Origin of the sequence: Stenotrophomonas sp. Ps181 (genome assembly GCF_025697425.1) — a bacterium.
Classification (GTDB): Bacteria; Pseudomonadota; Gammaproteobacteria; order Xanthomonadales; family Xanthomonadaceae; genus Stenotrophomonas; species Stenotrophomonas sepilia.
The window spans coordinates 122,923-135,595 of record NZ_JAHWBI010000007.1 but is presented as its reverse complement, the minus strand read 5'-3'; the positions used below and the strand labels follow the sequence as shown (position 1 = coordinate 135,595).

9 protein-coding genes are annotated in these 12,673 nt (G+C 69.2%); 5 read left to right on the top strand and 4 right to left on the bottom strand.

All coding sequences use genetic code 11. The annotated features are described in order from the left end of the window. Positions 1 to 103: 103 nt before the first annotated feature. Complete coding sequence (locus KXV01_RS16785) at positions 104 to 1,003, bottom strand: LysR family transcriptional regulator (RefSeq protein ID WP_049417321.1); 900 nt, start codon at positions 1,001 to 1,003, stop codon at positions 104 to 106. Positions 1,004 to 1,230: 227 nt separating this feature from the next. On the opposite strand from KXV01_RS16785, the gene KXV01_RS16780 reads away from it, so the two are divergent. Continuing rightward, positions 1,231 to 2,409: a serine hydrolase domain-containing protein gene (locus KXV01_RS16780; protein WP_111097144.1), complete on the top strand. Its 1,179-nt coding sequence runs from the start codon at positions 1,231 to 1,233 to the stop codon at positions 2,407 to 2,409. Next, the gene (locus KXV01_RS16775) at positions 2,406 to 3,590 is read left to right on the top strand and encodes an MFS transporter (RefSeq protein WP_099495197.1); all 1,185 of its coding nucleotides are present in this window, start codon (positions 2,406 to 2,408) and stop codon (positions 3,588 to 3,590) included. The genes KXV01_RS16780 and KXV01_RS16775 overlap by 4 nt, the downstream gene beginning before the upstream one ends. Before the next feature lie 434 nt (positions 3,591 to 4,024). Here the strand turns inward: KXV01_RS16775 and KXV01_RS16770 are convergent, their stop codons facing one another. Continuing rightward, positions 4,025 to 5,641: an EAL domain-containing protein gene (locus KXV01_RS16770; RefSeq protein ID WP_049413610.1), complete on the bottom strand. Its 1,617-nt coding sequence runs from the start codon at positions 5,639 to 5,641 to the stop codon at positions 4,025 to 4,027. Positions 5,642 to 5,869: 228 nt separating this feature from the next. On the opposite strand from KXV01_RS16770, the gene cycA reads away from it, so the two are divergent. Continuing rightward, positions 5,870 to 7,243, top strand: coding sequence for a D-serine/D-alanine/glycine transporter (gene cycA, locus KXV01_RS16765; RefSeq protein WP_111207490.1), 1,374 nt, complete (start codon positions 5,870 to 5,872; stop codon positions 7,241 to 7,243). Positions 7,244 to 7,446: 203 nt separating this feature from the next. Next, on the top strand, positions 7,447 to 8,223 hold the full coding sequence (locus KXV01_RS16760) for a lytic transglycosylase domain-containing protein (protein ID WP_111097393.1): 777 nt from the start codon (positions 7,447 to 7,449) through the stop codon (positions 8,221 to 8,223). A gap of 42 nt (positions 8,224 to 8,265) precedes the next feature. Here KXV01_RS16760 and KXV01_RS16755 read toward each other — a convergent pair whose 3' ends face one another. Continuing rightward, a complete protein-coding gene (locus KXV01_RS16755) occupies positions 8,266 to 9,786 on the bottom strand; it encodes a hypothetical protein (protein WP_111097392.1) in 1,521 nt (506 codons plus the stop codon). Between the two features lie 167 nt (positions 9,787 to 9,953). On the opposite strand from KXV01_RS16755, the gene KXV01_RS16750 reads away from it, so the two are divergent. Further along, positions 9,954 to 12,035 carry a gluconolaconase gene (locus tag KXV01_RS16750; RefSeq protein WP_099495194.1) on the top strand — a complete coding sequence of 694 codons (2,082 nt, stop codon included), beginning with the start codon at positions 9,954 to 9,956 and terminating at the stop codon, positions 12,033 to 12,035. Here the strand turns inward: KXV01_RS16750 and KXV01_RS16745 are convergent. Continuing rightward, positions 12,013 to 12,420 (bottom strand): YciI family protein, encoded by a 408-nt coding sequence (locus KXV01_RS16745; protein ID WP_049413606.1) that lies wholly within the window; start codon positions 12,418 to 12,420, stop codon positions 12,013 to 12,015. The genes KXV01_RS16750 and KXV01_RS16745 overlap by 23 nt on opposite strands. Positions 12,421 to 12,673: the final 253 nt, after the last annotated feature.

The window sequence follows — 12,673 nt, the reverse complement described above, 5'->3', positions numbered from 1 at the left end:
GTGCAGCTGTAGCGCGGAGCCACGCTCGGCTGATCTTCGCTTGGGGTGCCGGTGAGTCGAGCATGGCTCGACTCCACAAGAAGCATCCATGCGTGGCGTGGATCTACGGCACGGTGTCCAGGCGGGCGCCGACGAAGTCGATGAACACCCGCAGCTTCGGCAGTACGTGTCGGCCCGACGGCCACAGCAGGTGGAAGGTGCCGCAGGAGTGCACATGATCCTCCAGCACGGTGACCAGGCGGCCGTCGGCCAGCGCTTCGCGTACCGAGTGCACCGGCACGAAGGCCAGGCCGACATCACGCAGTGCCAGCGCCACCCGCGCCTCGATGGTGTTGGCCACCATGTGCACCGGAAGTTCCTGCGGTGCTTCGTCATCGGGCCAGTGGATCGGCCACGGCTCCAGCTTGCCGGTGGTGGGGAAGCGATAGTGCAGCAGCGTGTGCTGCATCAGTCCCGCCGGCGTGCGCGGAACGCCGCGACGCTGCAGGTAGCCCGGCGAGGCGACGACACGCCGCGGGAACACGCCCAGCCGGCGTGCGTTCATCCGCGAGTCGCTGGGTTCGCCAACGCGCAGCACCGCATCGAAGCCTTCCTCGATGACATCGACCAGCCGGTCGCTGAAATCCAGGTCGAGGCGGATGTCCGGATACGCGGCCATGAACTCGGCCATCAACGGCAGGGTGAGGTCGCCCACCAACGGTAGGCCGATGCGCAGCGTGCCGCTCGGTGCAGCGTGCGGTTGCGCCAGTTCGGTGCGCGCGGCATCGCGCTCGTCGAGGATGCGCCGGCAGCGTGCCAGGAACAGCTGGCCCTCGGCGGTGAGCGTGATGCTGCGCGTGCTGCGGTGGAACAGGCGCACGCCCAGTGCGTGCTCCAGCCGCGCAACGCATTTGCCGGCGGCCGATGCCGAGATGCCCTGCAGGCGACCGGTCTCGACGAAGCTGCGGGTGTCGGCGGCGTGCACGAAGGTCTGCAGGTTGGCGAGGTTGTCCAGGACTGACATGGGCGTACCGGCAATGAAAACGGCAGGGTAGGGGCGGGTGATCGCGGCACGCGGCGCGGCCATCGCAACACTGTGGTGCGGGGCCTCGCGCAGCCCTTGCGGCGTTACAGCTCCGGGCATGATGCCGATTGCGGACTGCACGGTCCATGATGCCCGGAGCGGCAACCGGCTTTTTGCGCCGCGCCGTGCTGCCTAACGTGGCGGGCCTCTCCCCACGGATCACCGCGATGAATGCCGCTCTTTCCCTTGAACCTGCACCGACGCTGCCTTCGGTGCAGCGGCTGCTGCAGCAGGTCCACCCGCTGCGCCTGGTCGGTGCGGTGGTGCTGGTGCGCGAGCACGGCGTGCTGCGCCATGCCAGCGCGACCGGGCTGGCCGATCGCGAGTCGGCCAGGCCGATGCAGCGCGATCAGCTGTTCCGGCTGGCATCGGTCAGCAAGCCGTTGCTGGCCACGGTGATCCTGCGCCTGGTGGCCGAGGGCGTGCTCGACCTCGATGCGCCGGTGCAGCGCTGGCTGCCGGACTTCCGGCCGGCACTGGCCGATGGCCGCAGGCCGCCGATCAGCCTGCGCCGGCTGCTCAGCCACAGCAGCGGGCTGGGCTACCGCTTCCTGGAAGCCGATGCGCACGGACCGTACGCCCGGGCCGGCGTCAGCGATGGCATGGACGCCAGCCCGGTGTCCCTGGCCGAGAACGTACGCCGGATCGCGCAGGCGCCACTGCTGTTCGAGCCGGGCAGCCAGTGGCTGTACTCGCTGGGCGTGGACGTGGCCGGTGCGGTGGCCGAAGCCGCGACCGGTGAACCACTGCAGGCGCTGTTCGAGCGTCTGCTGGCTGCCCCGTTGGGCCTGCGCGATACGGCGTTCGCCACCCGCGCTGCCGAGCGCCTGGCAACGCCCTATGTGAGCGACACGCCGCAGCCGCATCGCCTGCAGGAAGGCGAGATGGTCGCGCCGTTCGAGGGCACGGTCGGCATCGAGTACAGCCTTGCGCGCGCCACCGATGCCAGCCGCTTCGCCTCGGCCGGTGCGGGCCTGGTCGGCACCGCCGACGAGGTGATGGCGGTGCTCGAGGCCTTGCGCGACGTACAGCGCTCTGGTCTGTTGCCACCCGCGCTGGCGGAGGAGATGGCCACCGGGCAGGTGGGCGAACAGGGGCCGCCGGAACCGGCCGGCTGGGGCTTCGGGCTGGGCTTTGCGGTGCTGCGTGATGCCGCCGCCAGCGGTACCCCGCAGGGCGTGGGCAGCTGGCGCTGGGGCGGCGCGTACGGGCACAGCTGGTTCGTCGATCCGGCGCGCGGGCTGAGCGTGGTGGCGCTGACCAACACCCTGTACGAAGGCATGGATGGCGCCTTTGTCGATGAACTGCGCGATGCGATTTATGCCGACCTGGGGGCAACGCGATGAGCGGCCATGCCATCGATGCCGCCAGTCCGGCCGGCGAGGCCACGCGCCTGCCGTGGGCGGGCCTGCTTGCCTTGGCCGGTGGCGGCTTCATCACCCTGTTGACCGAGACCCTGCCGGCGGGTGTGCTGCGGCCGATGGGCGAAAGCCTGGGCGTGAGTGATGCGGCGGTCGGCCAGCTGGTGAGCGTGTATGCGCTGGGTTCGGTGATGGCCGCACTGCCGATGACCGCGCTGACCCAGCGCCTGCCACGGCGTCCGCTGCTGCTGGCGGCCATCGCCGGCTTCGTGGTGGTCAATACGCTGACGGCGTTGAGCAGCAGCTACGCGCTGATCCTGGCTGCGCGCTTCCTGGCCGGTGTGAGCGGTGGACTGCTGTGGTCGCTGGTGGCCGGTTATGCCGCGCGCATGGTGGTGCCGTCGCTGCAGGGACGGGCCATCGCAGTGGCAATGGTCGGTTCGCCTCTGGCGCTGTCGCTGGGGGTGCCGGCAGGGACGCTGCTGGGGCAGCAGATCGGCTGGCGCTGGGCGTTCGCGCTGATGAGCGTGCTGGGTCTGCTGCTGCTGGCCTACGCGCGCTGGGCGTTGCCTGCGCTGCCGGCCGCTGGGGCCGGGCAACGCACTTCGCTGGCGACCGTGTGGCGCCTGCCCGGTGTACGCAGTGCGCTGCTGGTGATGGCGCTGTACGTGCTGGCGCACAACGTGCTGTACACCTATATCGAGCCGCTGGCGGTCGACGCGGGTGCCGGTGCTTGGCTGGACCGGCTGCTGCTTGCATTCGGCATGGCGGCCATTGCCGGCATCGCGATTGCCGGCTGGGGCGTGGATCGCCACCTGCATGCGCTGGTGTGGGCGGCGGTGATCGGCTTCATCGTGCCGGTGCTGGCCTTGCTGGTGTGGCCTGGCGTGGCGAGCGCACTGCTGCTGGCGACGATCCTGTGGGGCGTGGCGTTCGGCGCCGTGCCGACCCTGTTCCAGACCGCCTTGGCACGGCGCGCCGGGGCCGCTGCGGACCTGGCGCAATCGATGCTGGTGACCGGCTGGAACCTGGCCATTGCGGCCGGCGGCGTGGCAGGCGGCGTGCTGCTGCAGGCCAGCGGCCCACGCCAGCTGGGATGGCTGCCGTTGCTGCTGCTGGCGGTGACCGCCGCGTGGCTGCTGGCACGGCCGAAGGCCTGGGCGTAGGCGCAGGCCAAACGTTACGGAGGTGCCGGCCAGCGGCCGGCACTACCGTGGTCCACGCCATCCCGCATGGCGTGGATCTACCGAGCGCAGCGACCCGCGTTTGCCTTTGCTTTCGCTTTCTTCCGTTGATTCCGTGGCGGGACGCCGCCGCAATGTGTCCGTGGCCGGGTGGGTGGGTTGCGCAGGACGCCCAACCCCGGTCTTGCCGTGTGCGCAGGACAGCGCACACGAGCAGGCGGCGACCGAGCCTACATGGGTGAGGGCGCTTTGCTTGCGAAGCACTGCTTCGCAAGCGTCCGAACGCACAGCCGCCAGCGGCTGGGCCGGGCCCTGGACGGGTACTTGCAGCGCCCCCTGCGCGACCTACCCACGCGGCCTCACCTGATGGATCCACCGGGCGCGATCCGCCACGAGGGGCTCCGCCGTTCGCCGTCCTACTCCACTCCCTCACGCTCGATCGGCACGCTGCGCGGGTTCTGCATGTGTTCGCGTGCAGCGCCGTACTGCTGCTGCCGCTTCTGATGGAAGGCGACGAACTCATCGCGCGGCAGCGGCCGCGAGAACAGCCAGCCCTGCCCGAATTCCACATGCCGGCTGTGCAGGTAGGCCAGCTGCGCTTCGGTTTCCACGCCCTCGGCCACCACCCACAGGCCCAGCTCCTTGGCCATGTCGATGATGTGCGGCGTGACCGGGCTGGTGGCGCTTTCGGTGCCGATCGCATCGATGAATGATTTGTCGATCTTCAGCGCATCCAGTGGCAGCTGCTGCAGGTATTGCAGGCTGGAGAAGCCGACGCCGAAATCATCGATGGCCACGCTGTGGCCGGCGCGGCGGGCGGCGGCGAGCATGGTGCGCGCACGGTCCAGATCGAGGAAGCCACGTTCGGTGGCCTCCATCCAGATCTGCTGCGGCAGGATGCCGCTGCCGGCCATGTGCCGGGAGATCATCTTCAGGGCGCGACCGCTGCTGATGTCTTCGGCGGCGAGGTTGATCGCGATGTGCGCGCTGCGGTCGGCGACCAGCAGCTCGCGCATGTCGCGCACCACGTTCTCGATCACCAGGTCGGTGACGTCGGCGATCATGCCGGCCTCTTCGGCCAGCGGAATGAACAGGTCAGGGCGCACCTGGGTGCCATCCGGGCGCTGCCAGCGCACCAGCGCCTCGGCGCCGACGCAGATGCCGGTGTCCAGTTCGATGATCGGCTGGTAATGCAGGTACAGCTCGCGGCGGCGGATGGCGGTGGCCAGTTCGCCGCGCAGGGAAAGGCGGCGCCGCGACAGCCAGATCACCAGCCCGGCGCCGGCGGCGGCCAGCAGCAGGCCCACCGGCACGTACAGCCAGGCCTGTTGGCGGAAGGCCGCAGCGAGCGCGGTGCGCGGTGTAGTGGCGACGGCCAGCCATTCCTCGTTGCGCGCGGTAGCGAACAGCGTGGTCTGGTCCAGGCCTTCGCCCGGGTCGCGCAGCAGCGCCTGCAGCAGGTCCGGATCCAGGCCGGGCTGTTTGGCCAGCAGGCGTCCATCGGGGCTGGCCAGTGCCAGCCGCACATTCGGGTCGGCGATGACATCGACGAAGCGGCGTGGGTCCACCAGTGCGTCGTAGGACCCATACAGGATCGCCAGCACCTGGCGTCGCCCGCTGATTTCCGGGCGCACGTCCACCGCGATGCCGGCGCCGTCGCTGGTGACGTGGTCCGGCCTGGGCTGATCCACATCCGACAGGAACGGCCCCCAGGAGGTGCAGCGCAGCTTGCCTCCTTCGAAGTAGCCCATCTGGTCAATCGATGGGGTGGTCATCACCAGGGTCTGCATGCGCCGGATGTGCTCGGGGCTGCAGGACACGTAGGCACCGGCTTCGGCGGATTTCAGCGCCGCCAGCGCCTCCTGGTAGGACAGGTCGGAGCGGCGCAGGGTGCGATCGGCGATGTCGCGCAGGCGCTGCTGTTCGACGCTGACCGCGCGGTCCCAGGTGGCGTAGGCCATGACCGCGATCGGCACCGCAGCGGCCAGCAGGGCCAGTGCGGTACCGCCGATGATGACGCGCAGGCGGCTCATGGCCGGGGCTCCAGCAGGGCGGGCGGGGCAGGGCGCATGGTCGGGCCGGTCCTTGGGCAGGTGCGGCTATCTGAGCATGGCGCCGGGCCGGGCGGAATGGGATCAATACGGTATTCGGTCACATTGTGGTGAAAGCGGCCTGCTTTGACGCAATGGGGCCGTCTGGCGCTGGCGCTCGGCGCCGCGGAGGACTACCGTCGAACGCTTCGCCCGCCCCTTCCCGCGCCCATGACCGAGCCCGCCACGCCCCCCGAGCACCTGCGCCGCAGCCTGTCCAACCGCCACCTGCAACTGATCGCCATCGGCGGTGCCATCGGCACCGGCCTGTTCATGGGCTCGGGCAAGACCATCAGCCTGGCCGGCCCGTCCATCGTCTTCGTCTACCTGATCATCGGCGCGATGCTGTTCTTCGTGATGCGCGCGATGGGCGAGCTGCTGCTGTCCAACCTGCAGTACAAGTCCTTCATCGATTTCTCCACCGACCTGCTCGGCCCGTGGGCCGGGTTCTTCTGTGGATGGACCTACTGGTTCTGCTGGATCGTCACCGCCATTGCCGACGTGATCGCGATCGCCGCCTATGCGCAGTTCTGGTTCCCGGGGCTTGAAGCCTGGAAACCGGCGCTGGCCTGCGTGATGCTGCTGCTGGCGTTGAACCTGGTGACGGTGAAGCTGTTCGGTGAAATGGAATTCTGGTTCGCGCTGATCAAGATCGTGGCGATCTGTGCGCTGATCATCACCGGCGCCGGTCTGGTGGCGTGGGGCTTCACCTCGCCGAGCGGCCACACCGCGTCGTTGTCGAACCTGTGGAATGACGGCGGCATGTTCCCGATGGGCCTGGTCGGTTTCTTCGCTGGATTCCAGATTGCGGTGTTCGCCTTCGTCGGCATCGAGCTGGTCGGCACCACCGCCGCCGAAACCGCCGACCCCGAGCGCAACCTGCCCAAGGCGATCAACTCGATTCCGGTGCGCATCATCATCTTCTACGTGCTGGCGCTGATCGCGATCATGGCCGTCACCCCGTGGCGGCAGGTGGTGCCGGACAAGAGCCCGTTCGTGCAGCTGTTCGTGCTGGCCGGCATTCCCGCCGCGGCCAGCCTGATCAATTTCGTGGTGCTGACCTCGGCCACGTCCTCGGCCAACAGTGGCATCTTCTCCACCAGCCGCATGCTGTACGGCCTGGCCGAAGAGGGCCACGCTCCGCGCGGGCTGTCGAAACTGTCGCGCGCTGCGGTGCCGGCCCGTGGCCTGCTGTTCTCGTGCCTGTGCCTGCTGGGCGGCACGCTGCTGATCTACCTGATTCCCAACCTGGTAACCGCCTTCACCCTGGTGACGACGCTGGCGACGGTGCTGTTCATCTTCGTCTGGTCGCTGATCCTGGTGGCCTACATGGCCTATCGCCGTCGCTACCCGGAGCGCCACGCTGCATCGATCTTCAAGATGCCTGGGGGCGTCGCCATGTGCTGGGCCTGCCTGATGTTCTTCGCCGCCGTGCTGGTGCTGCTGAGCCTGCAGGGCGACACCCGCCAGGCGCTGATCGCCAGCCCGGTGTGGTTCGTGCTGCTGGGCGCGGGGTACTGGGTGCGCCGGAGGGCCGCGAAGTGATCCGAAGTGGGGTCAGGTCCCGTTGCTCAGCAACGGGACCTGACCCCGGCAGGTCGCGGGACCCACCCCGCCTCCTCGCGTGAAAACGGCTGTTGCCGTTGAGGTGGCCGGCCAGCGGCCGGCACTACCACGGGTGCAGGACGCAGCCCTGCCGGCCCCCATTCACCCAACATTCGCGGGCGCGGCCGGATCATCCGGCCGCCATGTCCCATCGACCTCTCCTGCTTGCACTGGTGCTGCTGCCCATCCTGTGGCCCGGGATGGCTGCCGCGCGCACGGTCTATCGCTGCGTGCAGGGCAACACCGTCAGCCTGGCCACCGCACCAGAGCCGGGATCGCGGTGCACGCCGAAGGAGATCGACGACAATGCCATCCAGGCCCCGAACCTGTGGGGCAACATGGGCGTGTTCAGTGGTGTGCTGTACGAGCGCGAGCAGGACGGCGTGCTGGTCTATTCCACCCGCAACCTGCCCGGCTCGCGGGTATTCCTGAAGTTCACCGTGGCCACGCCGCCGGGCGAGCCGGCGCACGAGGGCCTGGGCAAGGTCGGCAAGCCGCAGCTCGCGCAGCACGCCAGGCAGTTCAAGGCCGCGGCCAAAGCCACCGGCGTCGACGATGCCTGGCTGCGCGCGATCGCCCATGCCGAAAGCAATTTCAATCCGCTGGCGGTCTCGACCAAGGGCGCACAGGGCGTGATGCAGTTGATGCCGGAGACCGCACAGGAGTATGGCGTGCGCGATCCGTTCTCGCCGCAGCAGTCGATCGAGGGCGGCGCGCGCTACATGCGCGCGCTGCTGCGCCGTTACAACGGCGATCGTCCGTTGGCGGCGGCTGCGTACAACGCGGGCATCGGTGCGGTCACCCGCTACAAGGGCGTGCCGCCCTACGCCGAAACCCTGGCCTATGTGGACAAGGTGATGGCGCTGTACGCGCGCTACCGCGAAGCGATGGGCATCCGCACTGAAGTGCCAGCCCGCTAGCGGACGGTGCTGCCTGCACGTGGCGTTGTAGAGCCGAGCCGCTCAGCGCGAGGTAGAGCTGCTGACCAGGTCGTAGCGCTCGATGCGGCCGACGCGTGCCACCTCGGCCTGCACGTCGGCACGCTGCTTGAGTGCACGCCACGCGGCATCGATGCGCACATCGCCCGGCAATGACGGATAGGTGCGCATGTCCTGCAGGCTGGCCAGGGTTTCACCGCGTTCAACCGGCGAGCGCAGCTGTTCGATCAGCACGGCGGCGGCACCGTCCAGGTCGCCTTCCTCCAGCAGCATTTCGCGATGGAACAGGCGGGCATCGTCGCGCTGGGCCAGGATCACCGCGCGTGCTGCATCGCGCGCCTTGGCATCACCGCGCTCGCCGGCGGCGGCGAACTGCAGCAGCGCCTGTGCGGCCTTGCCGTACCCGGCGAGGCCCGGCATGTCATTCACTGCCTGCGCAGCGTCCTGCATGCGCCCCAGCGAACTGAACACGAAGCCGACATTCATCTGGTGCTCGACACCATCCGGGCCGAGCGCGCCGATGCGGGCGGCCTGTTTCGCCGTGGCCAGTGCCTCATCGGTGCGGCCCAGCCGGCGCAGTGCGGTGAGCCGGCTGTTGAGCAGCCAGGCCACCCATTCCGCTTCCGCGGCGGCAGGCGATTCGCCGTTGCTTGCGGCACCGGCCATGCCCTCGGTCAACGACAGCACTTCCTCGTTGCGGTCCAGCATCAGCAAGGTGGTGCTGAACTCGGCCATGCGCGCGTCCAGTGCGCGGTCGAGCAGGCCGGAAACACGCAGTTCATCGAGGTGGCGCTGTGCCGCCTGCACCGGATCGAAACGCGCGTCACCGCGATCGACATAGCGATCGAAGCGCTTGTCGCTGCGCAGGCGGATGATCTCGGCCGGGCTGTCGATGCGCGCCAGCGTGGCCGGAATGCTGTCGCCACGGCCGTTGTCGGCCTGCAGCGTGGCCAGCGCCAGCCACAGCCCGGTGGGTTCCAGGCCGCCACTCTTCCAGCCGTTGTCAAACAGCGCCTGCAGCAGGTCCATGCGCTTCTGCGGCTGGTCACGCAGGCGGTACTGCAGGTAGTTGATGGCGTGGTGATCGATCTGCAGCGGTGCGTCGGCGTGCTGCAGTGCCTTCACCAGGAAAGTGGTGGCTGCGGCCGGCTGGTTGTCCGACAGTTCCACCGACACCTGGGTGAGCAGGATCTGTGCATCCTCCGGCAGGGCCTCCTGCGCCCGTTGCAGGTAGCGGCGGGCCTGGTCGGGCTTCTTCTGCATCAGCGCGGTCCAGCCGGCGACCTGCGAGGCGCGGCCGCGACGCTCGGCATCGAAGTCGTCCAGCAACGGATCCTCCATCAGCCGCTCCATGCTGATCAGCGCACCCAGCGTGTTGCCGCCGCGTGCCTGCTGGATGGCTTCATCCCAGCGCGTGGCGTACGCCGCGTGTACTGCATCGGCGGTGGCCGATGGCTTCTGCGGGGCCACCGTGATCGAGGCGGAGGCGGGCGCGCTGACCAATGCGGCCAGCAGCAGGGCGGTGAGAGGGAGAACGTGGGGCATGGAGAATCTCCATCCGTGGGAACCGCATTGAACCTGCTACGGCCAGCGAGGACAAGCACGACGAAGCGAATCCTGGCCTTCTGCCGCATGATCGGCCGTGGCGGATCGCACGCGCAGCGTCTATTGTCGGTGCCTCTTCAAGCGGCAGGCAGAGGCAGCGCAACACGATGGCACGGTGGCAATGGATGGCGGCAGGGGTGGCGTTGGCAACGGCGGTGGGCTTGGCTGCAACTTGGTGGGACACCCCGCTGAAAACGCTGGCCGGCCCTGCAGGCCCGGTGCCCACGCCGCTGGCCTGGACCGCGCAGATCGAGCCGCTGGCGGGTGATGGCCACCCCGGCGACCGCGACGGTGCGTCCGCGCAGGCGCGCTTCGCCGATCCGTATGCATTGCTGCGCAGTGCCGATGGCAGCGTCTATTTCACCGATGCCGGTGACAACAACCGGATCCGCCGCCGCTTGCCCGATGGCCGCGTTGAAACCGTGGCCGGGCAGGGCGAGGGCCGTGTCGATGGCCCTGCGCTGCAGGCCAGCTTCAATACGCCCTCGGGCATTGCCGGCGATGCGCAGGGCAACCTGTACGTGGCCGACACCGGCAATCATGCGATCCGCCGCATCGGCACCGATGGCCAGGTGACCACGCTGGCCGGTGGTGAACAGGGCCACGCCGATGGCCCGGCCACGCAGGCCCGCTTCGATGCACCGATGGGCGTTGCGGTGGACGCGCAGGGCCAGGTCTACGTGGCCGATACCTTCAATGACCGCATCCGGGTGATCGGCACCGACGGCATGGTGCGCACCCTGGCAGGCGGTGATCGGCCGGGCCTGGCCGATGGCACCGGCGCCGCTGCGCGCTTCGATACGCCGGTGGCGTTGGCCTTTGATGCGCAGGGCGCGCTGCTGGTGGCCGACCTGTTCAACAACGCGGTGCGCCGGGTGGGGGCCGATGGCACGGTCAGCACCGTGGTCGCCGCCGGCGGCGTGATCAATGGGCCGCTGTCGCTGGCCACCACCCACGACGGCGTGCTGTACGTGGGGGATATGGATGGCCGCATCGTGCAGGTGACGCCGCAGGGCCACCAGATCGCGCTGGTTGGCAATGGTCGCCTGCCGCGGCTGGCCCGCCCCAGCGGACTGGCGATGGATGCAGATGGCAGCGTGCTGGTGGCCGACGCCGCCAGCTACCGTCTGCATCGCCTGCGCCCGCTGCCGGTAGGCGACCTGCCGGCACCGGCACTGGTTGGCCCGGCGGCCGATGCGGCGCTGCCGAAGACGGACGGCCGCTGGCCGCTGGCACCGCAGGACGGTTGGCATGAAGTGGTCGGCACCCTCGGCGAAGTGCGCGGCAACTTCAGCGGCGAGAGCCGCCACCACCTGCATGGCGGCTTCGACGTGCGCGGTGATGTGGGCCAGACCGTGCTGGCGATTGCCGAAGGCAAGATCAGCAGTCCGGTGGCAGCCTGGAACCTGGGCGAGCAGGCCGAGGGCCTGGCGGTGGACCGCCTCAAGTACATCCACATGCGCGTCGGCCGCACCCCGCGCGATGTACCGTTCGACGCGCGCTGGCAGGCGTTGTACGACGAGCAGGGCAAGCTGCAGCGGATGCGCGTGCGCCGTGGCATGCGCATCCATGTGGGTGACCGCCTGGGCAGCATCAACAACCAGGCGCACGTGCACCTGGCGGTGGGTACCGGTGGTTTCGAGACCAATGCGGTGGCGCTTGGCTTCCATAACTACGCCGATCACTTCGCACCGCGCATCACTGATGTCGCACTGCTGGACGACAACGACCGGCCGATGGCCGCAGGCAGCGATGGCGTGGTGATGGTCGCGCGGCAGGGGCGTGGCGTGCAGATCGTGGTGGAGGCCTGGGACCAGGTCGACAACAACCTGCCGCGGCGCCGCCTGGGCATGTACCAGGTGGGTTACCAGATCCTCGATGCTACGGGACAACCGCTGCAGGGCTACGAGCAGCCGCGCTGGAACATCGTGTTCAACCGCATGCCGCCGCAGCGGGAAGCGGTGCGCGTGGCCTACGCACCGGACAGCGGCATCACCGTACATGGCAGCGCGGTCACCCGGTTCCGCTACCTGGCCACCAACACCGTGCGCGACGGCCTGATGGAAACCGGACGCTGGCAGCCGGCGGCGCTGCCGCCGGGCGAGTACATCGTGCGCGCCAGCGTGCGCGACTACAGCGGCAACGAGGGCGTCGGCCCGCGCGAGATCAGGGTACGGCTGCTGCCATAGCCGCAGCCGGGGCGCCGCAGCGTTCGCGCTCGGCGTCCATGTCTTCCAGCGGCCGCACTTCGATGCTGCCGAAGCGTGCCCACGGGAAGTCGCGGGCGATGCGCATGGCGTCGTCGCGGTCGCGGGCGACGATCAGGTTGAAGCCGGCCAGCAGTTCGCGGGTCTCGGCGAAGGGGCCGTCCAGCACGCGGCTGTGGCCATCACGCACGCGCAGGGTCTGTGCGGTGTCGACCGGCTGCAGCTTCTGTGCGGCCAGCAGCGTGCCTTCGGCCTGCAGTTTGTCGGCGTGGGCCAGGCAGTCGCGCATCAGCGCGTTGAATTCTTCGGTGGGCAGGGCCTGCAGCAGGGCAGGCTCGATGTAGATCAGAAGCAGGTACTGCTGCATGGCACGGTCCTGGCGGGGGCGGGGGCGGGGGTTCCATGATGGCGCAGGATTGCGCACGGGCATGTTGCAGCGCAGAAGCGCGCCTTCGGCGGATCGGCGAACGGCGGAGCCCCTCCGTGGCGGGGTGGGGTTGGTCGCTGAAAGCGGGTTTCCTGAGGGTGGGCCGGGCGGGGAGGCAGGGCAGGGGGCGCTGCAAGTACGTCCATGTAAGCTCGGTCGCCGCATCCATGCGGCTCACGCCCCTGCCCTGCCT